This is a genomic window from Mesorhizobium sp. Ca11 (assembly GCF_020165275.1).
Lineage (GTDB): Bacteria > Pseudomonadota > Alphaproteobacteria > Rhizobiales > Rhizobiaceae > Mesorhizobium.
The window spans coordinates 195,781-222,383 of sequence record NZ_JAIUHU010000011.1 but is presented as its reverse complement, the minus strand read 5'-3'; the positions used below and the strand labels follow the sequence as shown (position 1 = coordinate 222,383).

Sequence of the window (26,603 nt, the reverse complement as noted above, 5' to 3'; positions counted from 1 at the left end):
GGCGGGTGCGGGCGCCGGTTGCGGCGCGCGCGGGCGTTGCGCAACTCCTGTCTGCTGCTGACCCGCGTCGCCCGTCAATGCCGGGCGGCGCAGCGCCGCCAGCCTGATGTCGCGCTCGACCACGACATCGGTCGGCCCGCCGATCAGGATCAGATGCTCGATATCGTCGCGACGCACCAGGACAAGCCGGCGATGGCTGTCGACAGCGGTGGCATCCATCACGGCAAGCCGCGTCTTGCGGTTCCTGCCGCCGGCGACGAAGGTGCCGAACGTCAGGTTGCGGACCACCTTGATGGCGAGCAGGACGACAACCAGCATGATGAGAGCCGCTACCGTCCACAGGATTGCAGCGACATAACCCGGGCCCGCTACATTATCCAGCCACTGCATCGGTGCACCCCAATCGCCATCTTTGAAGTCAGGGAACACTAGACCGTTGGGACCAGCGACCGCAAGTTCACATCACCCATCGTGAACAGTTTGAAACATGAATCGTTGATTTTATCGGACATTTGCCGCCGAGGCCTTTTCCGCTACAGGAGAATGTGATTCAACCGGCCGTCCGTGCCCGTCGGACACCGGAATCACGAGCAGGGGGAACATGGCCAAGGAAGCGCGCGGCGATTTCTATCCGGTACCGATCGTCGACCAGAACACGCGTCCGGGCGCCGTCACCAGGCTCATCGTCTTCATCGTCGTCTTGACCGGCGCCGCGATCGTCTTCGGACTTTTCCGCGAGCGCCTCGGCGATCCTTTCCTGCTCGGCATGCTCGGCGTGCTCGCCATGATCGGCGTCGGTTTCCTGTTCGCGACCGCGATCGGCTTCGTCCAGATCGCACCGCGGTCGACCGGCGACGAATTGTCAAAAGCCTTCGTCGACTCCATGTCGCAGGGCCTGCTGGTCACCGACACCAAGGGGCGCGTCGTCTACGCCAATCGCGCCTATGCAGACATGACGGGCGCTGCCTCGGCCGCCGATCTCAAGACCGTCGAAGGACTGTTGTCGGATGTCCCCGAGGCCTCGATGACGATCTACCGGTTGGCGTCGGGCCTGCGCGACGGCCAGGCCGGCGACGGCGAGTTCCGGCTGGCGCAGTCGATCAAACCAGGCGCTGAGCCGGGCGCGCGCTGGTACCGCGCTCGCGCCCGCGCCTTCAGCATGCCCGGGCAAAGGCTGCCGATGCTGGCCTGGCAGCTCGCCGACATCTCGCAGGAACGGGCGGAGCAGGAGCGTTTCTTCCTCGACCTGCAGAAAGCCATAGACCATCTGGACCATGCCCCGGCCGGATTCTTCTCGGCCGACCAGGAAGGCCGCGTCACCTATATCAACGCCACGCTTGCCGAATGGCTTGGCATCGACCTTGCCTCCTTCACGCCGGGCGCCATCACGCTGCCGGAAATCATCGCCGGCGACGGCATGGCGCTGGTCCGCTCGGTCAAGGCCGATCCCGGCACCACGCGCAACGCCGTCATCGACCTCGACCTCACCACGATGAGTGGCCAGGCGCTGCCGGTGCGCTTCATGCACCGGGTTTCGGCAAGCCGCGAAGGCGTGAACGGCCCGACCCGCACGATCGTGCTCAACCGCACCCAGGGCGAGGACGCTTCCGCGGAGCTGCGGGCCTCCGAGGTTCGCTTCACCCGCTTCTTCAACTCGACGCCGATGGCCATTGCCGGCGTCGATGCGAGCGGACGCATCCTGCGCACCAACGCGCCGTTCCTACAGCTGTTTTCGTCCGTGGTCGACCGCGACGCCGTCGACCGGCGGGTGCGCTTCGAAACGATCGTTCACGAACGCGACCGGCCGGCATTCGCCGCCGCCTTCGAGAAGGCCCGGCAGCGGCAGGCTAATATCGAGCCGATCGATTCCGTCCTGCCCGGCAATGAGGAGCGCCACATCCGCTTCTACGTCAATGCCGTCGCCGACAGCGCGGGCAGCGAAGGCGCCGAGGAGGCGGCGATCGTCTATGCGGTAGAGACCACCGAGCAGAAGGCGCTCGAGGGCCAGATGGCGCAGAGCCAGAAGATGCAGGCAGTCGGCCAGCTCGCCGGCGGTATCGCGCACGACTTCAACAACGTGCTGACCGCCATCATCATGGCGTCCGACCTTCTCTTGACCAACCACCGGCCGTCGGACCCGTCCTTCCCCGACATCATGAACATCAAGCAGAACGCCAACCGGGCGGCATCGCTCGTGCGGCAATTGCTCGCCTTCTCGCGCAAGCAGACGCTGCGGCCGGAAGTGCTCAACCTGACCGATGTTCTGGCCGATCTCAGGATGCTGCTCGCGCGCCTCGTCGGCAACGACATCAAGCTGAAGATCGACCACGGCCGCGACCTGTGGCCGGTCAAGGTCGATATCGGCCAGTTCGAGCAGGTGGTGGTCAATCTCGCCGTCAATGCGCGCGATGCCATGCCGAGCGGCGGCGATCTCACCGTGCGCACCCGCAACGTCACCGCCGACGAGTGCAAATCCTTCGCCTACCGCGAATTGACGCCGGCCGACTATGTGCTCGTCGACGTCGAGGACACCGGCAGCGGCATTGAGCCCGAGGTGCTGAAAAAGATCTTCGAGCCCTTCTTCACAACCAAAGAAGTGGGAAAGGGCACCGGCCTCGGCCTGTCGATGGTCTACGGCATCATCAAGCAGACCGGCGGCTTCATCTTCTGCGATTCCGAAGTCGGCAAGGGCACGGTGTTCCGTATCTTCCTGCCGCGCCACATCGCCGAGGTGAAGAAACAACCCGAGCCGGGCGAGGCGCCGGCGATCGCGGCGGCCGCCCCGGCGAAGCTGGCCGATACCGCGAAAGACCTCTCCGGCTCGGCCACCGTGCTTCTGGTCGAGGACGAAGACGCCGTGCGCATGGGCGGCGTCAGGGCGCTGACCTCGCGCGGCTATACCGTGCACGAGGCGTCGTCCGGCGTCGAGGCGCTTGAAGTGTTCGAGGCGCTCGGCGGCAAGGTCGATATCGTCGTGTCCGACGTGGTGATGCCGGAGATGGACGGGCCGACATTGCTCGGCGAGCTGCGCAAACGCCAGCCGGACATCAAGTTCGTGTTCGTTTCGGGCTATGCCGAGGACGCGTTTGCGAAGAACCTGCCGGCCGAGGCGCATTTCGGCTTCCTGCCGAAACCGTTCTCGCTCAAGCAACTGGCGACGATCGTCAAGGACGTGCTGGAATCCTAGGGCGTTCAAGGCTTCCTTGGATTGCTCTAAATAAGCCAGAGCTTGCGCATTGCGGCAGTCCTGCCATGATGGTCGCCGGATGGGTCCATCAGGGGTGGTAGCGCGTGACGCCGCATATCGAGGCGGGCCGGGGGGACTATGCCGAAACGGTGCTGTTGCCGGGCGATCCCGAGCGCGCGCAATGGATGGCGGAGATGTTTCTCGAGGCGCCGCGCTGCGTGAACCGCCGAAGGGGCGCGCTGGGCTTCACCGGCCGGTTCCGCGGCAAGCCGGTCAGCATCCAGGCGACCGGGATAGGGGCGCCGTCTTTCCTGATTTATGCCTTTGAGCTGATGGAGTATTACGGCGTCAAAACGCTGATCCGCACCGGCACATGCGGCGGCTTGTCGGAAGACGTGCCTTTGCGCGGCGTCGTCATCTCCAGCGAGGTGCGGGCCGAGAGTGCAATCAGCGGGCAAGTGTTCGGGCTTTACCAGCCGGCGGGGCCGGACCCGGCGCTGCATGCGCGGGCGCTGCAATGCGCCGCCGATCTCGGTATCGCCTGCAGCGCCGGACTGACGATCTGCAGCGACGTCTTCCACCATCCCGATGGCCGCGCTCGGTTTGACGAGCCGATGGCGCTGGGGGCGTTGGCCGTCGATATGGAAACCAGCGCCCTCTATCGGATTGCGGCACAGTTCGGCGCTCGAGCGCTGTCGCTGCTGACCGTCGTCGACCATGTCGCCACCGGCGAGCTGATCGACGATTCGGAGCGCCAGGCGCTTTTCACCGACATGACCCGGCTGGCGCTCGAAGTCGCAGTCGAGAGCAGTTAGGCGGCTTCCTGCTTCAATGCGGCCTGGTCTTCGGCGCTGGGCCGATGGCCGCGCAAATAGAGCGCGCAGGTCGTGCGCAGCATGGAAGCGAAGTTCGGGATCTCGCCGTTGATCTCGATCGCCTCGTCATAGAGCTTCGAGATGAATTTCGGCGTCGTCAGTCCCTGGCTGTCGGCGATCTCGTCAAGCAGACCCCAGAACGTCGCCTCGAGCTGGATGCTGGTCGAATGGCCGTCGATGCGGATCGACCTGTTGATCTGCCGGTAGCCTTCCGGGTCCTGCCCGGCGAAGACTCTGCACATCGGTACCTCCCGTTGTTGTTTGTCTTGGGCGCCGATTGGGTTGGCTGGCGCCTTTTTGAACACTGCCTGCGTTGGTCATTTTCGATCCGATAGCCGCCGACGGCAATCGGACTTTCGTCCTTAAAATTGGAGCGACACTAGCCGTTTTCCTGCTCCACGCGTGGTAATCGGCTGCCACCACCATTTTTCGCCGGCGCGCATAATCGGCTTCGAAAGCATGAGAGCTCACGGAGTCCGATTTGGCGAAGACGATCCATTCCATGATCAGGGTTCTCGACGAAGCGCGCTCCGTCGACTTCTACAACAAGGCCTTCGGCCTCGAGGTCGCCCAGCGGCTCGATTTCGAGACCTTCACGCTCGTCTATCTCAGCAATGAGAGTTCGCCTTTCGAGGTGGAGCTGACCGTGAACAAGGGACGTACCGAGCCCTACGCGCTTGGCGACGGCTACGGCCATCTCGCCGTCTCGGTCGCCGATCTCGACAGCGAGCACGACCGGATCGGCGCGCTCGGTCTCAACCCGAAGAAGATTGTCGAGTTCAATCACGACGGGGCGCTGATCGCCCGCTTCTTCTTCATCGAGGATCCCGACGGCTACAAGATCGAGGTCCTGCAGCGGGGAGGGCGCTTCCAATAGGGATACGCCGCGGAGAGGCGCGGCGCCAGCAACGGCACTCTCAGGGGTGCGAACAGCAAGCAGGGAGGAAAATCATGGTTACAGTCTACGAGAAGAAACCGGGTTATGAGAGGAAAGCCGGACTATCTAGGCGCGAGCTTCTGAAACGTGGCGGCGCGGGCGCGCTGCTCATCATCTCCGGCAGCGCCGTCATCAGCCCCGAACACGCCTGGGGTCTCGAAACCTCGGCGCTGAAGCCCGAAACGATGGCGACGCTGATCCAGGTGGCGCGCGACATCTACCCGCACGACCAGGTGCCGGACAAATATTACGCCATTGCCGTCAAGGGCCATGACGAGACGGCCGCCAAGGACCCTGCCCACAAGGAGCTGATCGAGAAAGGCATCGCCGAGCTCGATAAGAAGGCTGGCAAGGGAGGCTATCGCGGGCTTGGCTGGGAAGAGCAGCGGGTGGCGCTCCTCACCGGTATCGAGAAGACGCCGTTCTTCCAGGCGGTGCGCGGCGGGCTTGTGGTCAGCCTCTATAACCAGAAGGAGGTGTGGCCGATCTTCGGTTACGAAGGCGAGTCCTACTCCAAGGGCGGCTATATCGCGCGCGGCTTCAACGACATCGAGTGGCTCTGAGCCGCTCTGTCACGAACCGCTTTTCGACAGATTTCATGGGAGGAAACCATGGCAGCACAATTTGATCTCAACAATGACGGCGTGGTCGTCATCATCGGCTCGGGCGCGGGCGGCGGCACGCTCGGCAACGAGCTCGCCCAGAAAGGCATCGACCTGGAAGGACAAGCGCACCACTTCGGGCGACTGGCGCGTGGCCAAGGATTTCCCGAACTTGCCGGCCTGGATCGTCAAGTCGGTCGGCGGCTCGACCACGCACTGGGCCGGCGCCTCGCTGCGCTTCCAGGAGCACGAGTTCAAGGCGGCCACGACCTACGGCAAGGTCAAGGGCGCCAACCTCCTCGACTGGCCAGTGACGCTGGCCGAGATGGCACCCTATTACGCCAAGGCCGAAGCCAAGATGGGTGTCACCGGCACCAACAATTGGCCGCGGCTGCCGGGCAACAACAATTTCAAGGTGCTCAAGGCCGGCGCCGACAAGCTCGGCTACAAGGAATGCCATACCGGCAACATGGCCATCAATTCGGTGGAGCGCGACGACCGCAATTCCTGCCAGCAGACCGGCTTCTGCTTCCAGGGCTGCAAATGGGGCGCCAAATGGTCGACGCTCTACACCGAGATCCCGAAGGGCGAGGCGACCGGGCATCTGGAGGTGCGGCCGAACTCAATGGCAATCAAGATCAATCATGACGCGTCCGGAAAGGTGACCGGCGTCGTCTATGCCGACAAGGACGGCAAGCTGCAGGAGCAGAAGGCCCGCATCGTCGCCGTCGCCGGCAATTCGATCGAGAGTCCGCGCCTGCTGCTCAACTCGGAGTCATCGAAATTCCCGCGCGGGCTCGCCAACTCGTCGGGACAGGTGGGCAAGAACTACATGCGCCACACCACCGGCTCGGTCTATGCCATCTTCGACAAGCCGGTGCATATGTATCGCGGCACCACCATGGCCGGCATCATCCGCGACGAGGCGCGCCACGATCCGTCGCGTGGCTTCGTCGGCGGCTATGAGATGGAGACGCTGTCGCTCGGCCTGCCGTTCATGGCGGCCTTTCTCAACCCCGGCGGCTGGGGCCGCTCCTTCACCACGGCGCTCGACCATTACGACCATATGGCGGGCCTGTGGATCGTCGGCGAGGACATGCCGCGCGAAGAGAACCGCATCACGCTGCACAAGGACGAGAAGGACGAGCACGGCATGCCGATCGCCGACGTCCATTTCGACGATCATCCGAACGACGAGGCCATGCGCAACCATGCCTACAGCCAAGGCCAGGCGCTCTACGCCGCGGTCGGCGCGACGCGGACCTTCCCGACGCCGCCTTATCCTTCGACCCACAATCTCGGCACCAACCGGATGAGCGAAAAGCCGGAGGACGGCGTCGTCAACAAGCACGGCCAGTCGCACGATATCAAGAACTTGTTCATCTCAGACGGCAGCCAGTTCACCACGGGTGCGGCGGAGAACCCGACGCTGACCATCGTGACGCTGGCGATCCGCCAGGCTGACTACATCGCCGCCCAGATGTCGGCGAAAACGATCTGACCTCCCGACTGCCTGCTGGCGCGGGACCCAAACGGGTTCCGCGCCTTTTTTATGCGGGCTATCTTTTGGTGCAGGTCGAGGCTGTGAAGGCGCCGTCCTGCTGTTTCATGATGATGTCGAACGAAGGACCGCTCGGGTCATCCAAGGTGGCCTGGGTCATCGAGATCGAATTGCCGCCGCTGGTGTAGCCGCCGAGCGGACCGAGCCAGGTGATCTCGCCATTGGGATTCATCTGGTAATTGTAAGGCGGCGGCACGGCACCGAAGGTTACCGGGCCGCTGTAGAGGCTGCCCTTGATGGTGATGTCGCCCAGGTTGAGGAACAGGCCGAGCAGGTAGACCTCGCAGTGATAGACGCCGTCCGGCAGCTTGCCGTCGGCAAAATCGGCGCGGGCGCCGCCGGCGGCGGACACAAGAAGCAGGAAAGCCAGGATTGTTCGCAGGGCCATGACGTCGCTCGTTTGCACGGCGACCTTGCCCCATTTCGCCATGAGCCCGCAACAGGGCCGACAAAGCTATCCTTGCCTATGTGGTGAAATCATAGGCATTTTTACAATTTGGGCAAAATCTAGGCAGAGGTGCGTAAACTTTTCTCAATCCTGCCGCGTTGCAGTAGAGGCGACAGTTGCGCGGCTATCATATAACCAACTGTAATCACTGCACTATCACGAAAATCAGTTCAGCGCATTCCTATCTGGCACGTCGCTTGCACCGCTAATATTGCGATGCAAAACAACCAGCTTGGGAGTGTGTCATATGAGGGGTAACTTCGCGAAAATAACAAAAATCCTGTCCGCCGGCGTCGTCGCGGCTGGTCTGCTGGCTTCAGCTTCCGCCAATGCGGCTGAAGACACGATCAAGGTCGGTATCCTCCATTCGCTGTCGGGGACCATGGCGATTTCGGAGACGACGCTGAAAGACGTCATGCTGATGCTGATCGACGAGCAAAACGCCAAGGGCGGCCTGCTCGGCAAGAAACTGGAAGCCGTGGTGGTCGATCCGGCGTCCAACTGGCCGCTCTTCGCCGAAAAGGCGCGCGAGCTGATCTCGAAGGACAAGGTCGCGGCCGTGTTCGGCTGCTGGACCTCGGTGTCGCGCAAATCGGTTCTGCCGGTATTCTCGGAACTCGACAATATCCTGTTCTATCCCGTCCAGTATGAGGGCGAGGAGAGCGAGCGCAACGTCTTCTACACCGGTGCGGCGCCGAACCAGCAGGCCATTCCGGCCGTCGATTACCTGATGAGCGCCGACGGCGGCTCGGTGAAGCGCTGGGTGCTTGAAGGCACCGACTATGTCTATCCGCGCACCACCAACAAGATCCTCGAAGCCTATCTCAAATCGAAGGGCGTGCCGGCCGAGGACATCATGGTCAACTACACGCCGTTCGGCTTCTCCGACTGGCAGACCGAGGTCTCGGCGATCAAGAAATTCGGCTCGGCCGGCAAGAAGACGGCCGTGGTGTCGACCGTCAACGGCGACGCCAACGTGCCATTCTACAAGGAGCTCGGCAACCAGGGCGTCAAGGCCGAGGACATTCCGGTCATGGCCTTCTCGGTCGGCGAGGAAGAATTGGCCGGTCTCGACACCGGGCCGCTGGTCGGCCATCTCGCCGCCTGGAACTACTTCGAAAGCATCGACACGCCGGCGAACAAGAAGTTCATCGACGACTGGCACAAGTTCATCAAGAACGACAAGCGCACCACCAACGACCCGATGGAAGCCCACTATATCGGCTTCAACATGTGGGTGAAGGCGGTCGAGAAGGCCGGAACCACCGATCCGGACAAGGTCATCGACGCCATGGTCGGCGTTTCGGTGCCGAACCTGACCGGCGGCTATTCGACGATGATGCCCAACCACCACATCACCAAGCCGGTGCTGATCGGCGAGATCCAGGCCGACGGCCAGTTCGAGACCGTTTCGCAAACGCCCGGCCTCGTCATGGGCGACGAATGGTCCGACTACCTGCCGGATTCCAAGGACCTGATATCCGATTGGCGCGCGCCTCTGTCCTGCGGCAACTTCAACGTCGCCACCGGAAAGTGCGGCGGCAAGGGCACCAACTGATCCCGGTCCGTGATCCCAGGTCTGTCGGATCGCGGAGTGGCCCCGCGATCCGAGACCGCCGCCCGGGCAGGTTCCTGACCCGCCCGGGCAAGATCCCTGAAACCTAGTTTTGCGCAATTCCGGACGGAAAACCGCTTCACACTTTTCCTGGAATTGCTTGAGAAAGCTGCTTGAAAACGACGATGCTGCTGCTGCGCGCAATCGGTCTGATGTTGCTGCTGACGATGGCTGGACTGACGCCGTCGAAGGCGGCTGAGGCCGACCTTCGCGCATCGATCGGCAAATTCGCAGCTGCAACCGGCTTCTCGGCTACCGAGGCCGTCGTGCGCGAGCTTGCCGCGAGCGGCGATCCGGCGGTAGAGCGGCCGCTTTCGGCGCTGGCCGACGGCAATCTCTACATCCGCAAGGCCGATTCCCAGGTTTTTGTCGGCAAGGAGAGCGGCGACAGCATCGAGCTGCTCGATCCGCTGAGCGGCGAGAACGCCGCCGAAGCGGCCAAGGCCGACCTCACCAAGATCAAGGTCAATAACGGGCTGCGTCGTGTCATCCGCGACGCGCTGGGCACGCTGACCTTGCGCGCCAAGGACGCAAGCGTGCGTCTTGCCGCGGCAATGACGATGTTCAAGACGCCCGATGCGGCGAACATCGGGCCGCTGGATGCCGCAATCGCCGCCGAAATCGATCCCGGCGTCAAGGCCCTGTTCGAGCAGGCGCGCGCGGCATCGGTTCTGGTTTCCGACAAGCCCGAAGCCGATAAGCTCGCGGCGATCTCGGTCGTCGCCGCGCGTGGTGATCGCGACGCGCTCTCGCTGCTCACCTCAGTTGAGGCGAACCCCCAGGGCGCGGTCAAGGAGGCGGCAGCCGCCGCGATCGGCAAGATCAACTCCAAGCTGGCTTTGTGGGATGCGGGCCAGAACATCTGGTACGGCATTTCGCTGGGATCGGTGCTGCTGCTTGCGGCGATCGGGCTTGCCATCACCTTCGGCGTCATGGGCGTCATCAACATGGCGCATGGCGAGATGGTGATGCTCGGCGCCTACACCACCTTCGTCGTCCAGCAAGTTATCCGCACCTCGTTTCCGGGCCTGTTCGACTGGTCGCTGGTGATCGCGCTGCCGCTCGCCTTCCTTGTCGCGGGGCTGGTCGGCCTTGCAATCGAACGCGGCATCATCCGCTTCCTCTATGGCCGCCCGCTCGAAACGCTTCTGGCCACCTGGGGCGTCTCGCTGGTCCTGCAGCAGGCGGTGCGCACCATCTTCGGGCCGACCAACCAGGAGGTCGGCAATCCGTCCTGGATGTCGGGTTCGTTCGATGTCGGCCAGCTGGCCATCACCTGGAACCGGCTGTGGATCTTGGTGTTCGCGCTCGCCGTGTTCGGTGTGCTGCTCTACGTCATGAAGCGCACGCCCTGGGGGCTGCAGATGCGCGCCGTCACCGCCAACCGCCGCATGGCCGCCTCGATGGGCATCAGGACGCCTTGGGTCGACGCGCTGACCTTTGCGTTGGGCTCGGGCATCGCCGGGATCGCGGGCGTGGCGCTCAGCCAGATCGACAATGTCTCGCCCAATCTCGGCCGCGGCTACATCATCGACAGTTTCATGGTCGTGGTCTTCGGCGGCGTCGGCAATCTGTGGGGGACGCTGGTCGGCGCCTTCTCGCTCGGCATCATCAACAAGTTCCTCGAGCCCTATGCCGGCGCGGTGCTCGGCAAGATCGTCGTTCTGGTGCTGATCATCCTGTTCATCCAGAAGCGTCCGCGCGGCCTGTTCGCGCTGAAGGGCAGGGCGGTGGAAGCATGATCGCGCAGCGCTTCCTTTCCGCCGATCGCCGCATCGGCATTGCCATCTTCGTCCTGCTGGCCGCCGCCATCATCGTGCCCCTGCTCGACCTGGCGGTCTCGCCGCAAAGCGCCTTCTACATCCCGCCTTACATCGTGGCGCTGATTGGCAAATATCTCTGCTACGCGCTGCTGGCGCTGGCGCTCGACCTGGTCTGGGGCTATTGCGGCATCCTTTCGCTCGGCCACGGCGCCTTCTTCGCGCTTGGCGGCTATGCGATGGGCATGTATCTGATGCGCCAGATCGGCTCGCGCGGCGTCTACGGCAATCCCATCCTGCCGGACTTCATGGTGTTCCTGAACTACAAGCAGTTGCCCTGGTTCTGGTACGGCTTCGATCATTTCTGGTTCGCGGCGCTCATGGTGCTGGCCGTGCCCGGCCTGCTCGCCTTCGTCTTCGGCTGGTTCGCCTTCCGCAGCCGCGTCACCGGCGTCTATCTTTCGATCATCACCCAGGCGATGACCTATGCGCTGCTGCTCGCCTTCTTCCGCAACGACATGGGCTTCGGCGGCAACAACGGCCTGACCGATTTCAAGGATATACTCGGCTTCAGCGTCCAGGCCGACGCCACGCGCTCGGCGCTGTTTGCGGCCAGCGCCGTTACGCTGGCGCTCGCCGTCTTCGTCACCGCTGCGATCGTGCGCTCCAAATACGGCAAGCTTCTGATGGCGGTGCGCGACGCCGAAAGCCGCACCCGCTTCCTCGGCTGGCGGGCGGAGAACGTCAAGCTGTTCGCCTTCACGGCCTCGGCTATCATGGCCGGCATCGCCGGCGCGCTTTACGTGCCGCAGGTCGGCATCATCAATCCCGGCGAATTCGAGCCGTCCAACTCGATCGAGGTGGTGATCTGGACCGCTGTCGGCGGGCGCGGCACCATTGTCGGTCCGATCGTCGGCGCGCTGCTGGTCAATGCCGGCAAATCCTGGTTCACCGGCGTGCTGCCGGAATTCTGGCTGTTCGCGCTGGGCGGCTTATTCGTCGCTGTCACGCTGCTTTTGCCCAAGGGCATCGTCGGCATGTGGGATGCCTGGCGCAGCCAGGCCAAGGCGCTGCGGGCGGCCTCGATCGCGGCGGAGGCCGGCGCCGATCCGCAGGCGCCGGAGCCGAAGATTGTGCGCTCGGCGGCGACGACGCCCGGCGCCTGGTCTGCCACCGGCGCCGAGCCGCAGCCGGCGGAGTGAGCGATCATGAGCAAGTCGAACACCATCCTTTATCTCGACGGCGTCTCGGTTTCCTTCGATGGCTTTCGCGCTATCAACAAGCTGTCGCTGGTGCTCGACAAGGGCGAAATGCGCGCCATCATCGGGCCCAACGGCGCCGGCAAGACAACGATGATGGATATTGTCACCGGCAAGACGCGGCCGGACGAGGGCGAGGTGTTCTTCGACGGCGAGGTCGATCTCACCCGGCATGACGAGGCCGAGATCGCCATGATGGGTATCGGGCGCAAGTTCCAGAAGCCGACCGTCTTCGAGAGCCACAGCGTTGAGGACAATCTCATGCTGGCGCTAAAAGGGCCGCGCTCGATCTTTCCCGCGCTGTTCCATCGCCGTTCGGCGGCCGAGACGCGGCGCATCGACGATATCCTCGGCATCATCCGTCTCGGCGACAAGCGCGGCGAGCTCGCCGCCAATCTCAGCCATGGCCAGAAGCAGTGGCTGGAGATCGGCATGCTCCTGGCGCAGGACCCAAAGCTTTTGCTCGTCGACGAGCCTGTCGCCGGCATGACCGATGCCGAGACCGAGGAGACCGCGCGGCTGCTCAAGGACATCGCCCGCGACCATTCGGTGATCGTCGTCGAGCACGACATGCATTTCGTGCGCGAGCTCGGCGTCAAGGTCACCTGCCTGCACGAGGGCTCGGTGCTGTCGGAAGGCACGCTCGATTTCGTTTCGGCCGACGAGCGCGTCGTCGAAGTCTATCTGGGGCGGTGAGCATGGTCTGGCGGGTTCCCTTCCACCGTTTCGATTTCGCTTTCCTGAATCGCTGGAGAAGGGGCTGACCATGCTCGAAGTCTCCAATGCCACGCTGCATTACGGCGCCGCCCAGGCGCTGCGCGGCGTTTCGCTAAAGACGGGTGCCGGCAAGATCACCTGCGTGCTCGGCCGCAACGGCGTCGGCAAGACAAGTTTGATGAGATCGATCGTCGGCCATCACCGGCTGACGAGCGGAAGCGTTGCCTTCGAGGGGAAGGCGCTCGACCGGAGCGCGGCGTATGACCGCGCCCGGTCGGGCATCGCATTCGTGCCGCAGGGCAGGGAAGTCTTTCCGCTGCTGACGGTGCGCGAAAACCTGGAATCCGGCTTCGCGCCGCTGCGGCGCGCCGACCGCAACATTCCGCCCTATGTCTTCGAGCTGTTCCCGGTGCTGAAGCAGATGCTGTCGCGGCGCGGCGGCGACCTCTCCGGCGGCCAGCAGCAGCAACTTGCCATTGGGCGAGCGCTGGTGATGCGACCCAAGCTCCTGGTGCTCGACGAGCCGACCGAAGGCATCCAGCCCTCCATCATCAAGGATATCGGCCGCGCCATCCGCTATCTGCGCGACCAGGCGGGGATCGCCGTGCTTCTGGTCGAGCAGTATCTCGACTTCTGCCGGGAACTTGCCGACGAGGTCAACATCATGGATCGGGGCCAGATCGTGCATACCGGTCCTGCAGAAGACCTCGACCGGGCGGATGTGCGGAAGTTTCTGACAGTTTAGAATCGTTTGCTCGACTTCGGTCGACATCGCGAGGCGGCAGCAACCCCAGTATTTCTCTCCGCTGGCCAGGCAGAGCTCTGGCGCGTTGAATACCGCATGCTAGTCTTTTCTTGGCCCTGGTGAGTCGGCCGCTTTCCGTATCAGTTGCGAATGAGGGGGAAGGCGCGGACTCCGTCCGCAAGTTCCACGCAAGCCAATCCACCTAGCTTTCCCCGCAGTGATTGTCGGTCAATGCGTCCAAAAAGAATTTTGCCAGGGGACGGCGATGGAACGTTTTGTCGAGGACTACCAAAAGCGGCGCCTCACCGAGCGCGTCGACATCATGACCGCGATCAACATCCTGATGTCGCAAGGCTATGACGAAGATCATCTCCTGGATGAGATCACCAAGGTTTTCTACGTCGATCTCGACGCCTTCAACGAAGTGATCTCACACCATTGAGAGTTTGCACGCGGCGGTAAAACTCAGCCGGCGCGGCGAAAATCCAGGACGCGGTTGCGGCCGCCGCGCTTGGCGGCATAGAGCGCCTTGTCGGCGGCGCTGAGCACCTTGTCGAAGCTCATGCCATCCCTGCTGCCAAATGCGAAGCCCGCGCTGACCGTGCAGCGCAGCGGTCCGGTCTCGGTCTCGACCGTGCGCGCGGCGAACGCGGCCCGGACGCGTTCGGCCGTCGCCTCGGCTGTCTCGGGCAAAGTGCGCTTCAACACCATGGCAAATTCCTCGCCACCCATGCGGGCGACGGAGTCGTTCGGGCGAAGGTCGGCGGAAAGCACTTGGGCAAAGACCTTGAGCACCTCGTCGCCGGCGGCGTGGCCGAATTGGTCGTTGATCGCCTTGAAGCCGTCGAGGTCGAACACCACCACCGCCGTGAAAGCGCTGACGGGCGTCTTGCCGTGCAGGTCGAACAACGCGCGGCGGTTGAGCAGCCCCGTCAGCACGTCGGTCTCGGCCTCATGCTTATGGTGGCGCGCGAGCCGCCCCTGGTTGAGCGCCAGCGACAGCGCGCCGATGCCGGTCATCGAGGCGATGACGATGACCAAGCTCAGATCCTCCGCCCAGTTGCTCGGCGCGTGGCCGAGGATGAGCTTGCCGTCCCAAGCCAGCACGGCCGCGCAAAGCACGAAGGAAACAGCGGTCAATGAATAGAGCAGCGCCACGCCCACGAGTTGCGCCGGTGCCTCCTCGCGACCCTTCCAATATTCATGCGCGGTGCCGAATAGGAGCAGCGCGGCAAGGAAATTCTCAAGCATGAAGCCCAGACCGTCATAGCCGAGCGCCATTGGCGGTAACGCCAGCGCAAAGGAGATGGCAGTGCCAAGCCTGATGCGCGGCAGCGGCGAGCGGCCGGTCCGGAACTGGTGGGCGGCGCCCAACATCACCGAGAAGCCGAACAGCAGCAGCGCCAGCGCCAGGATGCCGAGGGCTGTTCCGGGCGCATCGATATAGGCGTGATAGACAAAAACCTCCGCCACCACCACCAGCACGCTGGTCGCCCAGGTCAGCAGGAACCTGTCGGAACGGGCGGTCAGCCAGGTTCCGAACAGGGTGAGGCTGAGGCAGGCGGCGGAGAAGCCGACGGCCAGCAGCAATGAATTGTAGTCGAGAAGCATGCGCTCGCCCTTGCCGCCGCCGGGTCTCTGCAACCTGCCGTGCGTTCTATTAGTGCAGCAAGGAAGTATCGATTACGTTACGATAGCGGTGAAGATGCCATAATTCCGCGGCGTCAGAGGACCGCCACCAACAACAGCAGGATGATGCCGACCCCCAACATCACCAGACCCGGCCAATTCTGCGACAGGCCGAGGAAACCGAGTCCGCGCCGGCGTGGCTCAAGCGTCGGGCCAGGCGTTGCCAGGTTTGGCATCGGGTGATCCGAGGCTGCAGCTGCCGGATCGCTAAGTTTCCCGCGCCTGAGGACCGCACCGGCCATGTACACAATGCCGGCGACAATGAGCAATGCCCCGATGAGGATGACAGCCATATCACCTCGCTTTCTTTGGGCTCTCCCGATGCCGGAGCCCGGGCCATTGTTCCGCGACGCTCAACCGCTATGGAAATCCGCTCCCGGCGAGAAAGGCAAAACGGTCGAGATGCCCCGTAAGTTCCGGCGGAGCTCGCCCCTTCAATCGGCCATTCGCTTCATCAGTGCCATGGCGCCGAACGGCGCGCGCACCTTGCCCTCGGTGATGAAGTAGACGAACACGTCGCGCGGCTTGACCGGCGCATCGGTCTTGGGATCGGCGCGCGGCAGGTCGGCGGGCTGCTTGCCTTGCGCCCAGGTCTTCACCCTTCCCGCCCATTCGTCCAGGCCTTTCGGCGTGTAGCAGTCAGGGTTGTCGTCGCTGCCGGTCTGCAGCCGCGCATAGACGAAGTCGCCGGTTACATCGGCGATCGCCGGATATTTTGCGTGGTCGGCATAGACGATCGCGGCGTTGTATTTTCGGGCGAGGGCTGGAAACTCCGGCACGACGAAGCTGTCGTGGCGCACCTCCAGCGCGTGACGCAGAGGCACACCGTCCTGCTTCTCGGGCAGCAGTTTCAGGAAAGCTTCGAAATCGTCCGCGTCGAATTTCTTGGTCGGCGCGAACTGCCACAGAATCGGGCCGAGCTTCTCGCCGAGCGCGGCAACGCCGGAGCCCAGGAAGCGCATCATCGATTCGCCGGCCTCGCCGAGCACCCTCCGGTTGGTCACGAAGCGGTTGCCTTTGAGCGAGAAGACGAAACCCTCCGGCGCTTCGTTGGCCCACTTGGCGAAAGTCGGTTCCTTGAAGCTGGAATAATAAGTGCCGTTGACCTCGATGGTCGGGACCTGCCGGCTGGCGTAGTGGAGTTGCTTGGCCTTGGCGAGCTTGTCCGGGTAGAAGGAGGTGTCCCAAGGCTCGAAAGTCCAGCCGCCCATGCCGGAGCGGATTTTTCCTTGGCTCATTATCGTCCTCCTCTGTTCAAATGTGATCAGGCGGCTCGGTCGACCGACTTCATCATGTCGACCAGGGTCCATCCTGGCCGGTGTGGGTTGGCGCGGCGACCCGTTTCCCGATAGCCGTAGGCGGAATAGAGCGCGATGTTCCGCTCCATCCGCGAATTGGTGTAAAGCCGCACCTCCGGCACGGCCCACAACCGCGCCTGCTCGTCGGCGAAGTTGAGCAGGTTGATGCCGAGTTTTTTACCTTGGAAGGCCGGCGCGACGGCGACGCTGAAGATCATGGCGTGGTCGGGATGCCGTTCGAGGACGATCAGCCCGGCCAGTCCTCCGTCCTCTTCGAGCAGCCAGACCTCGCCGCGCTCGATGCGCGGCGCGTAGTCTTCCGTCACCGGGATCGGCGGGGCGCCGAACAGAGCGGTGTAGGGCGCATAGGCGGCCGTCGTCACCGCGGCAACGGCCGGAAGATCACCGGAAAGCGCTCTTCTAATTGTCATTCAAGCGCCCTTCCGACGAAATGCGCGCTCACTCCGCCGCTTCGCGTTTACCCCCGGGGCGCCGCTCCAGCAGCTCCTTGAGGAACTGGCCTGTGTAGCTGCGCTTCTCGCGCACGATCGCTTCCGGCGTGCCGGACGCCACCAGCTCGCCGCCGCCGTCGCCGCCTTCGGGGCCGAGGTCCAGCACCCAGTCGGCGGTCTTGATCACTTCGAGATTGTGCTCGATCACCACCACCGTGTTGCCCTGGTCGACCAACTCGTGCAGCACTTCGAGCAGCTTGGCGACGTCGTGGAAATGCAGGCCGGTGGTCGGCTCGTCGAGGATGTAGAGCGTCTTGCCGGTCGCCTTGCGCGACAGTTCCTTGGCAAGCTTGATGCGCTGCGCCTCGCCGCCCGAGAGCGTCGTCGCCTGCTGGCCGATATGGATATAGCCGAGGCCGACCTGCTTCAGCGTCTCCAGCTTGTCGCGCACGCCCGGCACCGCCGAGAAGAAGTCGACGCCTTCCTCGACCGTCATGTCGAGCACGTCGGCGATCGACTTGCCCTTAAACAGCACGTCGAGCGTCTCGCGGTTGTAGCGCTTGCCGTGGCAGACGTCGCAGGTGACGTAGACATCGGGCAGGAAGTGCATCTCGATCTTGATGACGCCGTCGCCCTGGCAGGCCTCGCAGCGGCCGCCCTTGACGTTGAAGGAGAAGCGGCCCGGCTGATAGCCGCGCGCCTTGGCTTCGGGCAACCCTGCGAACCAGTCGCGGATCGGCGTGAAGGCGCCGGTATAGGTCGCGGGGTTGGAGCGCGGCGTGCGGCCGATCGGCGACTGGTCGATGTCGATGACCTTGTCGAGGAATTCCAGGCCTTCGATGCGGTCGTGCTCGGCCGGATGCTCGCGCGAGCCCATGATGCGGCGCGAGGCCGCCTTGAACAGCGTCTCGATCAGGAAGGTCGACTTGCCGCCGCCGGACACGCCGGTGACCGCGGTGAAGGTGCCAAGCGGGATTTCCGCCGTCACGTTCTTGAGATTGTTGCCGCGCGCGCCGACCACCTTGATGCGTCGGTTCTTCTTCGCCTCGCGCCGCACTGCGGGCGTTGCCACTTCGAGCTCGCCCGACAGGTATTTGCCGGTGATCGAGGCAGGTGTGGCCATGATCTGCTGCGGCGTGCCTTGCGCGATGATCTGGCCGCCATGGATGCCGGCCGCCGGGCCGATGTCGACGACATAGTCGGCATGCAGGATGGCGTCCTCGTCATGCTCGACGACGATCACCGTGTTGCCGATGTCGCGCAGGTGCTTGAGCGTATCGAGCAGGCGCGCATTGTCGCGCTGATGCAAGCCGATCGACGGCTCGTCCAGCACATAGAGCACGCCGGTGAGGCCGGAGCCGATCTGCGAAGCGAGCCGGATGCGCTGGCTCTCGCCGCCCGACAGCGTGCCGGAATTGCGCGACAAGGTCAGATAGTCGAGGCCGACATCGTTGAGGAAGCGCAGCCGCTCGCGGATTTCCTTCAGCACGCGGACCGCGATCTCGTTCTGCTTGTCATTCAACTGCGCCGGCAGGTCGGTGAACCACTGGTCGGCCTTGCGGATCGACATCTCCGTGACTTCACCGATATGCTTGCCGCCGATCTTCACCGCCAGCGCTTCCGGCTTCAGGCGGTAGCCGTTGCAGGCGGGGCAGGGGGTGGCCGACATGAAGCGCTCGATCTCCTCGCGCATCCAGGCGGATTCGGTTTCCTTCCAGCGCCGGTCGAGATTGGGGATGACGCCCTCGAAGGTCTTGGTCGTCTTGTAGGAGCGCAGGCCGTCATCATATTGGAAGGTGATCTCGCGCTCGCCCGTGCCGCGCAACACGGCTTCTTTGGCCTCGGCGCTCAGATCCTTGAACTTGTCGCCGAGCTTGAAGCCATAGACCTTGCCCAGCGCTTCCAGCGTCTGCGCGTAATAGGGCGAGGTCGATTTCGCCCACGGGCTGATGGCGCCGTCGCGCAGCGACACGTTCTCGTCAGGCACGACGAGGTTGGGATCGATGGCGCGCTGGCTGCCAAGGCCGTCGCAGGTCGGGCAGGCGCCGAACGGGTTGTTGAAGGAGAACAGCCTGGGCTCGATCTCCGGAATGGTGAAGCCAGACACCGGGCAGGCGAATTTTTCCGAGAACAGGATGCGCTCATGCGTCTCGTTCTTCGACTTGTTGACCGAATCCTCGCCGGTCTGGCTGGCGTCGAGCGGCTTGTCGGCGAATTCGGCCACGGCAAGACCTTCGGCAAGCTTCAGCGCTGTCTCGATCGAGTCCGCGAGACGCGTGGCCAGATCGCCGCGCACGACGATGCGGTCGACGACGACGTCGATGTCGTGCTTGTATTTCTTGTCGAGCGCCGGCACGTCGGCGATCTCGTAGAAGACGCCGTCGACCTTGACGCGCTGGAAGCCCTTCTTCTGCAGTTCCAGCAGTTCCTTGCGGTACTCGCCCTTGCGGCCGCGCACGATCGGGGCCAGCAGGAACAGGCGCGTGCCCTCGTCCAGCGCCAGCACGCGGTCGACCATCTGCGAAACCGTCTGGCTTTCGATCGGCAGGCCGGTGGCCGGCGAATAGGGGATGCCGACACGCGCGAACAGCAGGCGCATGTAGTCGTAGATTTCGGTGACGGTACCGACGGTCGAGCGCGGGTTGCGCGAGGTGGTCTTCTGCTCGATCGAGATGGCGGGCGACAGGCCGTCGATCTGGTCGACGTCCGGCTTCTGCATCATCTCGAGGAACTGGCGGGCATAGGCCGACAGGCTTTCGACGTAGCGGCGCTGGCCCTCGGCATAGATGGTGTCGAAGGCAAGCGACGACTTGCCGGATCCCGACAGTCCGGTCATGACGATCAGGCTGTCGCGCGGCAGGTCGAGATCGACGTTCTTGAGATTGTGTTCGCGCGCCCCGCGAATGGAAAGGTATTTATGGTCGGCCATCGCCGGTCGCCGCCTCAGATCTGGAATTTGCTGGATTGGCGGGATTGTCCCGGCCATCCCCTATGTAGGTATTTTCACCGCCACGTCGAGAGACGCCACAATCTCGACGGGACAAGCCGATCATGGGTTTAACCGTCTTTCGCGCGACCGGGCAAGCGGAAAGAACAAAGGTCGAACACGCTCCTGACAAAGCGTTGTGGAACCAATCGCGGCCGAGCTACGCGCCGTTGGGTGTGTCGAAGCACTCGTCTTACCTGCACGTAACCTCCAGACGATCACATTTTTCGGTAACCGACTATTCAACGGTTGACGTCCCGGGCCCAGGGGAGCAGTCTCAAACGCGTCAACGAAGCCGGCCGTCTTTCGATGGCCTCGCCGCCCAATAGGCGGTCTGCGAGACGCCGCAGGCGATAGCGATTTGCGCTTCGAACGACATTGTCGCAACGGACCCAGGAGCGGAGCATGACGCCACCGGACAGTCCCTTGAGGCTCCACACTGAGATGGAGCCGCGGCGGGCATAAGTGCCAGGGCAGACTTGAAACGCCGGCCCGACAAACCGTGACTTGCCGATTCTTAACAATCAGAGACGATAGTCGGATCGTCGGCTGAACGCCGCGTTGCATCCGAAACAGAACGCCGGCAGTCCACTCCCGGCTAAAATTGGATTATCAGATCCATGAAAGCCCCGTCCACCTGCGGAAGCAGTGGCGGGGCTTACATTTTGTGGTGTTCGCGTTTCACCCGCTCGCGATCAATGGTTCGGGATCCGAGCGCCGCCCGTGGCCATATCGATCGTTATGCTGCCACCGATCCTGACGTCGGTGTTGCCGATCTTGAAGGAACCGTCGCTGCCGGCCGGTAGCGCGTCTGGTTCCGGCTGCGGCGCCGGCTTGGCGATGCGGTAGTCGCCGCTGACGCCAGGCAGTTTCTGCGCCGAACTGTCGTCGGCAAGGGCGGCGCCGGCCACCAGCGCGCCGGCAAGCGCGGCGAAGGCAACGCACAAGTGCCTGGATTGGAACGGATCGATCATGCACGGACTATAGGGACGCGGCTAGTCCAATGCCAGACGCGCGGCGATCAATTTGCCGCGCGCCTGCCCGCAACGTCAGGCCGCTTTCTTGCGCGTGTCGTAGACGTGGTCGACAAGGCCCCAAGTCTTGGCTTCCGCGGCGCTCATGAAGTAATCGCGATCGAGCGTGCGCTCAACCTCCTCGTAGGTCCGGCCGCAATGCTTGGCGTAGAGCTCGGTCATGTGCTGCTTGGTGCGCACGATGTCTTCGGCGTGGCGCTGGATGTCGGAAGCCTGGCCCTGGAAGCCGCCCAGCGGCTGATGCAGCACGATCCTTGTGTTGGGCAGCGCGATGCGCCGCCCCGGCGCGCCGGCCATGAGCAGGAAGGAGCCCATCGAGGCAGCAAAGCCCATGCAGACCGTCGACACCGGGCAGGAGATGTACTGCATCGTGTCGTAGATGGCGAAGCCGCTGGTCACCATGCCGCCCGGGGAGTTGATGTAAAGCGAGATCTCCTTGTCGGGGTGGTCGGACTCCAGCGACAGAAGCTGCGCGCAGACCAGCGCCGAGACGTTGTCGTTGATCTCGCCATTGATGAAGACGATGCGCTCGCGCAGCAGCCGCGAAAAAATGTCGAAGGAACGCTCGCCGCGGCTCGATTGCTCGATGACCATTGGCACCAGATTGGCAATGCTCATGACGGGTTTCCTCGGTCCTCTTTTTGATCAGGCCGCGCGCAGCATCATGCAGGGCGCGTTGGCGGCAATCGGGTTCTTGCGCGCGTGAAGCGAGAGCCCGCAGCCGGCGCCGGCAATGGCGAGGACAGGTTCCGCCACCGGCACGAAGCCGTCATGGACGATGCTGAGATGCGTGCCGCCTGAGGCGGTGCGCGTCAGCGTGAAGGTGACGATGCTGTCGAAGGCCGGAAACCGGTCGCGGTCGTTCGCGTTGGGCCGCTGATGCCAGGAATAGCGCAGCAGCTTGCCGGGCTCGGCCTCGATCACCTCGCATTCGATCGATTCATCCGGTCCGGCAAAGGCAAAGCGGGCGCCGGCTTCAGCCTTCATGTCGTTCGGCATCATCCAGGCCGCCAGCAGTTCCGGCTCGGTCAATGCCCGCCAGACTTTTTCCGGCGGCTCGGGAAGCTCGCATTCGAAGTTGAGCGCCGCGTCGGTCGCCGTCGGCTTCCCTGCTTTGGTCATTGGTCCATTCCCTTCAGAACCGTCTTCAACTTCTCGATGCGTTCCGGCCAGAAGGCGCGGTAGCGTTCGATCCAGCCGAGCAGCGGGTCGAGCCCTTGCGGATCGGCGCGGTAATAGGCGTTGCGGCCGGCGCGCCGCTCGACCACCAAGCCGGCGCCGCGCAATACGGCAAGGTGCTGCGAGACCGCCGGCTGGGACACCCTCATGCCGGCGCGCAGCTCGCTCACGCTCATCTCGCCGGCGGCCAGCCGCTCGTAAACCGCGCGTCGTGTCGGGTCGGCGAGAGCGCGGAAAATCTCTGCTTCGATCATGGCAGAAGCATAAGTCGATACTTATCGATTTGGCAAGCTTCTATTTGATCGCCATATCAAAAATGCACGTCCAACCCTGCCTTTGCTGACATTCCTTGACAGAAAGTGCAGCTATGACTAGAACGAAAAGAGAACAAAAACCTTGTGGGAAAAGCCAGCCTTTTGCGGGCGGCGACGACCCGCAGGCTATAAGGTGAGCGACTTGAAATTTGTTTCGGATGAGCGCGGAGAAGTAAGATGGCGGGTAGCGTCAACAAGGTCATTCTGGTCGGCAATCTCGGAGCGGATCCTGAAATCCGCCGCCTGAATTCCGGTGATCCGGTCGTCAACATTCGCATCGCCACGTCGGAAAGCTGGCGCGACAAGAACTCGGGCGAGCGTAAGGAAAAGACCGAGTGGCATAACGTCGTCATTTTCAACGACCAGCTCGCCAAGGTGGCCGAGCAGTATTTGAAGAAGGGCATGAAGGTGTATGTCGAGGGTCAGCTGCAGACCCGCAAATGGCAGGACCAGACCGGTGCCGACAAATACACCACCGAAGTCGTGCTGCAGAAATTCCGAGGCGAGTTGCAGATGCTCGACGCGCGCGGCGAGGGCGGCGGCGGCCAGGTCGGCAATTATTCCGGCGGCGGCAACAGCCGAGGGTCGGATTTCGGCCAGTCCAGCCCGAATGAAAGCTTCAACCGCGGCAGTGGCGGCTCCAGGGGCGGCGGTGGCGGCGGCTCGTCACGCGAGCTGGACGACGAGATCCCGTTCTAAGCGTCTCGAAACGGCCGTCTGAGGGGAGGCGTGATGTCGCTCGGACCGCTTCTGTCGGCGTCGCCTCCCATTCCGTGGCATGCATTCGCGGCCTTCGCCGCTTTGGCCATCGGCGGCGCCCAGCTGGCGCTGCCGAAAGGTACTGTGCGTCATGGTGTGCTGGGCTACAGCTGGGTGGCGTTGATGCTGGTCATCGCCATATCGAGCTTCTGGATCCAGCAGATCCGGCTCGTCGGTCCGTTCAGCCCGATCCATCTTTTGTCGATCCTGGTGATGGTCACCGTGCCGCTGGCGACCTGGTATGCGCACATGCATAAGGTAACCGCGCGTCGCGGCGCCGTGATCAAGCTCTATCTGTTCGCGCTGGTCGGCGCCGGCATCTTCACGCTGCTGCCCGGCCGGATCATGCATGCCGTCGTGTTCGGCCAGTAAGAATTTCTCAAGGAAGATCAACGTGAAAGCACGCATCAAATGGGTCGAGGAACGCACCTTCGTCGGCGAGTCTGGCAGCGGCCACAAGGTCGTGCTGGGCACGGCGCACAGGCCGGATGGCAAGACACCGGGACCGAGCCCGATGGAACTGGTGCTGATCGGCACCGGCGGCTGCTCGGCCTATGATGTCGTGCACATCCTCGAGAAGGGCCGGGAGGCGGTCGAGGATTGCGTGGTCGAGCTCGACGCCGACCGAGCCGAAGCCGATCCAAAGGTGTTCACCCGCATCCACATGCATTTCATCGTCAAGGGCAGAGCCCTGTCGCACGACAAAGTGAAACGCGCGATCGATCTGTCGATCGAGAAATACTGCTCGGCTTCAGCCATGATGGCCAAGACGGCGACGATCACGCATGATTTCGAGGTGGTCGAGACGGCGGTGAAGTAAGGCAGTAGGCAGTAGGCAGTAGGCAGTAGGCAGTAGGCAGTAGGCAGTAGGCAGTAGGCAGTAGGCAGTAGGCAGTAGGCTACTGTTCAAGCGGCCATCAGCGCCTTGATGCCGTCCGCCACGAACTGCACGGCAAGCGCCGCGAGAATGACGCCGAGCAGACGGGTCAGGATCGAGCGGCCGGTCTGGCCGAGGATGCGGTCGATGCGCTCGGACAGCACGAAAACCAGAAAGGTGATCACCAGGCAGATCGCTATGATGCCGACCAGCGCCGCCTGTGCGCCAAAACCCTGGAAGGAGCCCGACAGCAGCACGGTTGCCGAGATGGCGCCCGGACCGGCGATCAGCGGGATTGCCAGCGGGAAGGCGGCGATGTTGTGGATCATGTCCTTGGTGATGGCGACGTCGCCGATCTTCTCCTTACGGTCCTGGCGGCGCTCGAACACCATTTCGAAGGCGATGAAGAACAAGAGGAAGCCGCCGGCGACGCGAAAGGCCGGCAGCGTTATGCCGAACACCGACAGGATCGAGGCGCCGGCAATCGCAAACAGCGCCATGACCAGGAAGCCGATCACCGAGGCGCGGATCGAAACCTGCTGGCGCTCGTCACGGTTCATGCCGCGCGTCACGGCCAGGAAAAGCGGCGCCAGTCCCGGCGGGTCGATGGTCACCAGGATGGTGACGAAGGCGTTGAACAGGCTGTCGAAACTCGGCATCGCTGGTCCCCTCCCGCCGGGCGAAGCCCAGGTTTTGCAATTGGTAGAGCAAAGCTGTGGCGCTGGAAAGCGGAAGGAAATGGTGTGCGAAGCTGTGAAAGCAGGCGCGAGGGATCGCTTTCAATTCCTTGCGGCTTTTCGATCGCTATCGAGGTTCATTTAGGCGACGAGCCAGAAACTCGACCTCCATTCGCCAGGTCGCGCCGCCATCATGCGAGCGCTCGCCGAGCCAGCGAAACGAGTTTTCGGTGATGCGTGAAAAGCTCCAGCGCACAGACGCGCCGGTGCCGTCCGTACCGACCTGGACGATCGTGCCGTCCTCGGTGTGGCCGAGTTGGCGGCTGTAATACTGGTTGCGCGGGTCGCTCCAGAAGATGTGCCAGGCGTCGGCGCCCGGATCGTAGACACGCAATGTGGTGCCGTAGAAGGTCCATGCTCCGAGCGAAGTCTGGACCCCGGTGTTCCGCGCGGGCAAGATCCAGACGTCCTGCACGGCGCGGCCTTCGAGAACCCAGCCGAAATGCACTTCGCCGCGACCCGTGAGCCTTGTGCCATCCTCGAGAATGCGTGTGGCATCGAACGTCCATGCGCCGATGAAGCGGCCATAGAGTTTCAGCTTTTCGGCAAGGTCCGGTTTTGGGCCGTCGCTGTGCAGGGCCTCGGCAAAAGGATCGGTCATTGTTGCTGCCTCGTTTGTCAGGAGAGGGCTAGCAATAGCGGTATGGCAGGGTTCTACGCTTGGGAAAAATTGCTATCTTTCAGCCATGACGACCGCGCAGAAGACTCTGGCTTCCGGACATGGCTGGCAGGTGTCCGACGTGGTGTGCACGGCCGTCGCCGGCGACAAGCCATTCGAGGAAGAGCATTGCAGCTTTTGCGTCGCCGCCGTGACCAGGGGCACGTTCCGCTATCGCACGCGCCAGGGGACGGCGATGCTGGCGCCGGGCGCCCTCCTGCTCGGCAATCCCGGCGCCTGCTATGAATGCGGGCATGAGCACGGCGCCGGCGACCGCTGCCTCTCCTTCCATTTTTCGCCGGCCTATCTGGAGCGCGTCCTGGCCGACCTGCCGGATGTGAAACGGCTCGGCTTTACCCATCCACGCCTGCCGCCCTTGCCGGCGCTGGCGCCTCTGCTGGCCGAGGCGGAGGCGGCACGGGAAGCGGGCGACGGCGACGCATTCGAGGAACTCGGCCTGCGCATGGCCGGGGCGGTCGCCACGGCTGCGGCCGACACTTCCACAGCTGGCCGGGCGCCCAGCCGCCGCGACCAGAAACGCGTTGCCGAGGCGGTGCGGCTGATCGAGCTCAACGCCGATCGACCATTGTCGCTTGCCAAGCTCGCTGCCGGCGTGGCGACAAGCCCGTTTCACTTCCTGCGCACGTTCCGGCAGGTTGCCGGCATGACGCCCTATCAATTCCTGCTGAGGACGAGGCTGCACCGCGCCGCGGTGCGTCTGCGCAGCTCGAGCGCGGCGATCTCGACGATCGCCTTCGATGCCGGCTTTAACGATCTGTCGACCTTCAACCGCCGGTTCCGGCGCGAGATGGGACAAGCTCCCGGCGCGTATCGCGCCAGACGGACCAGAGGGCGCTAACGCCGGCTGAAGCGAAATCGACCTTGGCCATATCGTCGCAATCAGCGATATCCAT

The 26,603-nt window shown here is 63.4% G+C and carries 27 protein-coding genes and 2 pseudogenes; 15 read left to right on the top strand and 14 right to left on the bottom strand.

The genetic code is table 11. The features are described 5' to 3' along the window. A pseudogene (locus LB538_RS20590) lies at positions 1–390 on the bottom strand (flagellar biosynthetic protein FliO); the annotation flags it as partial. Between the two features lie 211 nt (positions 391–601). On the opposite strand from LB538_RS20590, the gene cckA reads away from it, so the two are divergent. Together cckA and LB538_RS20580 are read left to right on the top strand one after the other, a co-directional pair. After that, positions 602–3,187, top strand: coding sequence for a cell cycle histidine kinase CckA (gene cckA, locus LB538_RS20585; RefSeq protein WP_224532023.1), 2,586 nt, complete (start codon positions 602–604; stop codon positions 3,185–3,187). Between the two features lie 104 nt (positions 3,188–3,291). After that, positions 3,292–4,002 (top strand): DeoD-type purine-nucleoside phosphorylase, encoded by a 711-nt coding sequence (locus LB538_RS20580; protein ID WP_224532022.1) that lies wholly within the window; start codon positions 3,292–3,294, stop codon positions 4,000–4,002. Here LB538_RS20580 and LB538_RS20575 read toward each other — a convergent pair. Further along, positions 3,999–4,304, bottom strand: coding sequence for a ribbon-helix-helix domain-containing protein (locus LB538_RS20575; RefSeq protein WP_224532021.1), 306 nt, complete (start codon positions 4,302–4,304; stop codon positions 3,999–4,001). The genes LB538_RS20580 and LB538_RS20575 overlap by 4 nt on opposite strands. A 239-nt stretch (positions 4,305–4,543) precedes the next feature. On the opposite strand from LB538_RS20575, the gene LB538_RS20570 reads away from it, so the two are divergent. The 3 genes and pseudogenes from LB538_RS20570 to LB538_RS20560 all read left to right on the top strand — a co-directional run bounded on the left by LB538_RS20570 (position 4,544) and on the right by LB538_RS20560 (position 7,102). Beyond that, positions 4,544–4,939 (top strand): VOC family protein, encoded by a 396-nt coding sequence (locus LB538_RS20570; protein ID WP_224532020.1) that lies wholly within the window; start codon positions 4,544–4,546, stop codon positions 4,937–4,939. Positions 4,940–5,013: 74 nt separating this feature from the next. Beyond that, positions 5,014–5,562, top strand: a complete 549-nt coding sequence (locus LB538_RS20565; RefSeq protein ID WP_095765276.1) for a Twin-arginine translocation pathway signal — start codon at positions 5,014–5,016, stop codon at positions 5,560–5,562. A gap of 48 nt (positions 5,563–5,610) precedes the next feature. Then, positions 5,611–7,102 (top strand): annotated as a pseudogene (locus LB538_RS20560) (GMC family oxidoreductase). A 58-nt stretch (positions 7,103–7,160) separates the two neighbouring features. On the opposite strand, the gene LB538_RS20555 reads toward LB538_RS20560, so the two are convergent. Beyond that, positions 7,161–7,550 carry a hypothetical protein gene (locus tag LB538_RS20555; protein WP_224532019.1) on the bottom strand — a complete coding sequence of 130 codons (390 nt, stop codon included), beginning with the start codon at positions 7,548–7,550 and terminating at the stop codon, positions 7,161–7,163. A gap of 307 nt (positions 7,551–7,857) precedes the next feature. Here LB538_RS20555 and urtA point away from each other — a divergent pair, with 307 nt between their 5' ends. From urtA to LB538_RS20525, 6 genes are all read left to right on the top strand, one after another. Beyond that, positions 7,858–9,168 carry an urea ABC transporter substrate-binding protein gene (urtA, locus tag LB538_RS20550; RefSeq protein WP_224532018.1) on the top strand — a complete coding sequence of 437 codons (1,311 nt, stop codon included), beginning with the start codon at positions 7,858–7,860 and terminating at the stop codon, positions 9,166–9,168. Between the two features lie 182 nt (positions 9,169–9,350). Beyond that, a complete protein-coding gene (gene urtB / locus LB538_RS20545) occupies positions 9,351–10,967 on the top strand; it encodes an urea ABC transporter permease subunit UrtB (protein WP_224532017.1) in 1,617 nt (538 codons plus the stop codon). Then, positions 10,964–12,187, top strand: a complete 1,224-nt coding sequence (gene urtC, locus LB538_RS20540) for an urea ABC transporter permease subunit UrtC (protein WP_224532016.1) — start codon at positions 10,964–10,966, stop codon at positions 12,185–12,187. Before urtB ends, urtC begins: the two co-directional genes overlap by 4 nt. A 6-nt stretch (positions 12,188–12,193) precedes the next feature. Then, the gene (gene urtD, locus LB538_RS20535; protein ID WP_224532015.1) at positions 12,194–12,940 is read left to right on the top strand and encodes an urea ABC transporter ATP-binding protein UrtD; all 747 of its coding nucleotides are present in this window, start codon (positions 12,194–12,196) and stop codon (positions 12,938–12,940) included. A 70-nt stretch (positions 12,941–13,010) separates the two neighbouring features. Next, complete coding sequence (gene urtE, locus LB538_RS20530) at positions 13,011–13,706, top strand: urea ABC transporter ATP-binding subunit UrtE (RefSeq protein ID WP_224532014.1); 696 nt, start codon at positions 13,011–13,013, stop codon at positions 13,704–13,706. 265 nt (positions 13,707–13,971) lie between these two features. Next, a complete protein-coding gene (locus LB538_RS20525) occupies positions 13,972–14,148 on the top strand; it encodes a hypothetical protein (RefSeq protein WP_095765283.1) in 177 nt (58 codons plus the stop codon). Between the two features lie 23 nt (positions 14,149–14,171). Here LB538_RS20525 and LB538_RS20520 read toward each other — a convergent pair whose 3' ends face one another. The 9 genes from LB538_RS20520 to LB538_RS20480 form a co-directional block, all read right to left on the bottom strand. Next, positions 14,172–15,317 carry a GGDEF domain-containing protein gene (locus LB538_RS20520; RefSeq protein ID WP_224532056.1) on the bottom strand — a complete coding sequence of 382 codons (1,146 nt, stop codon included), beginning with the start codon at positions 15,315–15,317 and terminating at the stop codon, positions 14,172–14,174. Positions 15,318–15,430: 113 nt separating this feature from the next. Next, complete coding sequence (locus tag LB538_RS20515; RefSeq protein WP_224532013.1) at positions 15,431–15,688, bottom strand: hypothetical protein; 258 nt, start codon at positions 15,686–15,688, stop codon at positions 15,431–15,433. A gap of 141 nt (positions 15,689–15,829) precedes the next feature. Beyond that, a complete protein-coding gene (locus LB538_RS20510) occupies positions 15,830–16,633 on the bottom strand; it encodes a DUF72 domain-containing protein (RefSeq protein WP_263482587.1) in 804 nt (267 codons plus the stop codon). A 26-nt stretch (positions 16,634–16,659) separates the two neighbouring features. After that, the gene (locus LB538_RS20505) at positions 16,660–17,124 is read right to left on the bottom strand and encodes a GNAT family N-acetyltransferase (protein WP_224532012.1); all 465 of its coding nucleotides are present in this window, start codon (positions 17,122–17,124) and stop codon (positions 16,660–16,662) included. A gap of 28 nt (positions 17,125–17,152) precedes the next feature. Then, the gene (gene uvrA / locus LB538_RS20500) at positions 17,153–20,074 is read right to left on the bottom strand and encodes an excinuclease ABC subunit UvrA (RefSeq protein WP_095765286.1); all 2,922 of its coding nucleotides are present in this window, start codon (positions 20,072–20,074) and stop codon (positions 17,153–17,155) included. Between the two features lie 752 nt (positions 20,075–20,826). After that, on the bottom strand, positions 20,827–21,105 hold the full coding sequence (locus LB538_RS20495) for a hypothetical protein (RefSeq protein WP_224532011.1): 279 nt from the start codon (positions 21,103–21,105) through the stop codon (positions 20,827–20,829). A 75-nt stretch (positions 21,106–21,180) separates the two neighbouring features. Then, positions 21,181–21,783, bottom strand: a complete 603-nt coding sequence (locus LB538_RS20490; protein WP_095765288.1) for an ATP-dependent Clp protease proteolytic subunit — start codon at positions 21,781–21,783, stop codon at positions 21,181–21,183. Positions 21,784–21,810: 27 nt separating this feature from the next. Next, a complete protein-coding gene (locus tag LB538_RS20485; protein WP_224532010.1) occupies positions 21,811–22,287 on the bottom strand; it encodes an SRPBCC family protein in 477 nt (158 codons plus the stop codon). Beyond that, on the bottom strand, positions 22,284–22,598 hold the full coding sequence (locus LB538_RS20480; protein ID WP_224532009.1) for an ArsR/SmtB family transcription factor: 315 nt from the start codon (positions 22,596–22,598) through the stop codon (positions 22,284–22,286). The genes LB538_RS20485 and LB538_RS20480 overlap by 4 nt, the downstream gene beginning before the upstream one ends. A 237-nt stretch (positions 22,599–22,835) precedes the next feature. On the opposite strand from LB538_RS20480, the gene LB538_RS20475 reads away from it, so the two are divergent. Genes LB538_RS20475 through LB538_RS20465 form a run of 3 tightly spaced genes read left to right on the top strand, consistent with a single transcriptional unit; the run spans position 22,836 to position 24,237 of the window. Then, positions 22,836–23,357: a single-stranded DNA-binding protein gene (locus tag LB538_RS20475; RefSeq protein ID WP_095765291.1), complete on the top strand. Its 522-nt coding sequence runs from the start codon at positions 22,836–22,838 to the stop codon at positions 23,355–23,357. 33 nt (positions 23,358–23,390) lie between these two features. Continuing rightward, on the top strand, positions 23,391–23,789 hold the full coding sequence (locus LB538_RS20470) for a DUF2306 domain-containing protein (RefSeq protein WP_224532008.1): 399 nt from the start codon (positions 23,391–23,393) through the stop codon (positions 23,787–23,789). Between the two features lie 22 nt (positions 23,790–23,811). After that, on the top strand, positions 23,812–24,237 hold the full coding sequence (locus LB538_RS20465) for an OsmC family protein (protein WP_224532007.1): 426 nt from the start codon (positions 23,812–23,814) through the stop codon (positions 24,235–24,237). Positions 24,238–24,323: 86 nt separating this feature from the next. On the opposite strand, the gene LB538_RS20460 is transcribed toward LB538_RS20465, so the two are convergent. Both LB538_RS20460 and LB538_RS20455 read right to left on the bottom strand, forming a co-directional pair. After that, positions 24,324–24,953, bottom strand: a complete 630-nt coding sequence (locus LB538_RS20460; protein WP_224528978.1) for a MarC family protein — start codon at positions 24,951–24,953, stop codon at positions 24,324–24,326. 145 nt (positions 24,954–25,098) lie between these two features. Further along, positions 25,099–25,632, bottom strand: coding sequence for a hypothetical protein (locus LB538_RS20455; protein WP_224528975.1), 534 nt, complete (start codon positions 25,630–25,632; stop codon positions 25,099–25,101). Positions 25,633–25,717: 85 nt separating this feature from the next. On the opposite strand from LB538_RS20455, the gene LB538_RS20450 reads away from it, so the two are divergent. Beyond that, complete coding sequence (locus LB538_RS20450) at positions 25,718–26,548, top strand: helix-turn-helix domain-containing protein (protein WP_224528958.1); 831 nt, start codon at positions 25,718–25,720, stop codon at positions 26,546–26,548. The last annotated feature ends 55 nt before the right edge of the window (positions 26,549–26,603 follow it).

Excerpts from the sequence above, each read along its gene's own strand:
- LB538_RS20505 (WP_224532012.1), bottom strand. The coding sequence starts at position 17,124 with ATGACAATTAGAAGAGCGCTTTCCGGTGATCTTCCGGCCGTTGCCGCG.
- LB538_RS20450 (WP_224528958.1), top strand. The coding sequence starts at position 25,718 with ATGACGACCGCGCAGAAGACTCTGGCTTCCGGACATGGCTGGCAGGTG.
- urtD (WP_224532015.1), top strand. The coding sequence starts at position 12,194 with ATGAGCAAGTCGAACACCATCCTTTATCTCGACGGCGTCTCGGTTTCC.
- urtC (WP_224532016.1), top strand. The coding sequence starts at position 10,964 with ATGATCGCGCAGCGCTTCCTTTCCGCCGATCGCCGCATCGGCATTGCC.
- LB538_RS20470 (WP_224532008.1), top strand. The coding sequence starts at position 23,391 with ATGTCGCTCGGACCGCTTCTGTCGGCGTCGCCTCCCATTCCGTGGCAT.
- LB538_RS20565 (WP_095765276.1), top strand. The coding sequence starts at position 5,014 with ATGGTTACAGTCTACGAGAAGAAACCGGGTTATGAGAGGAAAGCCGGA.
- LB538_RS20480 (WP_224532009.1), bottom strand. The coding sequence starts at position 22,598 with ATGATCGAAGCAGAGATTTTCCGCGCTCTCGCCGACCCGACACGACGC.
- uvrA (WP_095765286.1), bottom strand. The coding sequence starts at position 20,074 with ATGGCCGACCATAAATACCTTTCCATTCGCGGGGCGCGCGAACACAAT.
- LB538_RS20555 (WP_224532019.1), bottom strand. The coding sequence starts at position 7,550 with ATGGCCCTGCGAACAATCCTGGCTTTCCTGCTTCTTGTGTCCGCCGCC.
- LB538_RS20515 (WP_224532013.1), bottom strand. The coding sequence starts at position 15,688 with ATGGCTGTCATCCTCATCGGGGCATTGCTCATTGTCGCCGGCATTGTG.
- LB538_RS20575 (WP_224532021.1), bottom strand. The coding sequence starts at position 4,304 with ATGTGCAGAGTCTTCGCCGGGCAGGACCCGGAAGGCTACCGGCAGATC.
- LB538_RS20510 (WP_263482587.1), bottom strand. The coding sequence starts at position 16,633 with ATGAGCCAAGGAAAAATCCGCTCCGGCATGGGCGGCTGGACTTTCGAG.
- LB538_RS20485 (WP_224532010.1), bottom strand. The coding sequence starts at position 22,287 with ATGACCAAAGCAGGGAAGCCGACGGCGACCGACGCGGCGCTCAACTTC.
- urtA (WP_224532018.1), top strand. The coding sequence starts at position 7,858 with ATGAGGGGTAACTTCGCGAAAATAACAAAAATCCTGTCCGCCGGCGTC.
- LB538_RS20490 (WP_095765288.1), bottom strand. The coding sequence starts at position 21,783 with ATGAGCATTGCCAATCTGGTGCCAATGGTCATCGAGCAATCGAGCCGC.
- LB538_RS20460 (WP_224528978.1), bottom strand. The coding sequence starts at position 24,953 with ATGCCGAGTTTCGACAGCCTGTTCAACGCCTTCGTCACCATCCTGGTG.
- cckA (WP_224532023.1), top strand. The coding sequence starts at position 602 with ATGGCCAAGGAAGCGCGCGGCGATTTCTATCCGGTACCGATCGTCGAC.
- LB538_RS20495 (WP_224532011.1), bottom strand. The coding sequence starts at position 21,105 with ATGATCGATCCGTTCCAATCCAGGCACTTGTGCGTTGCCTTCGCCGCG.
- LB538_RS20525 (WP_095765283.1), top strand. The coding sequence starts at position 13,972 with ATGGAACGTTTTGTCGAGGACTACCAAAAGCGGCGCCTCACCGAGCGC.
- LB538_RS20520 (WP_224532056.1), bottom strand. The coding sequence starts at position 15,317 with ATGCTTCTCGACTACAATTCATTGCTGCTGGCCGTCGGCTTCTCCGCC.
- LB538_RS20455 (WP_224528975.1), bottom strand. The coding sequence starts at position 25,632 with ATGACCGATCCTTTTGCCGAGGCCCTGCACAGCGACGGCCCAAAACCG.
- urtB (WP_224532017.1), top strand. The coding sequence starts at position 9,351 with ATGCTGCTGCTGCGCGCAATCGGTCTGATGTTGCTGCTGACGATGGCT.
- LB538_RS20475 (WP_095765291.1), top strand. The coding sequence starts at position 22,836 with ATGGCGGGTAGCGTCAACAAGGTCATTCTGGTCGGCAATCTCGGAGCG.
- urtE (WP_224532014.1), top strand. The coding sequence starts at position 13,011 with ATGCTCGAAGTCTCCAATGCCACGCTGCATTACGGCGCCGCCCAGGCG.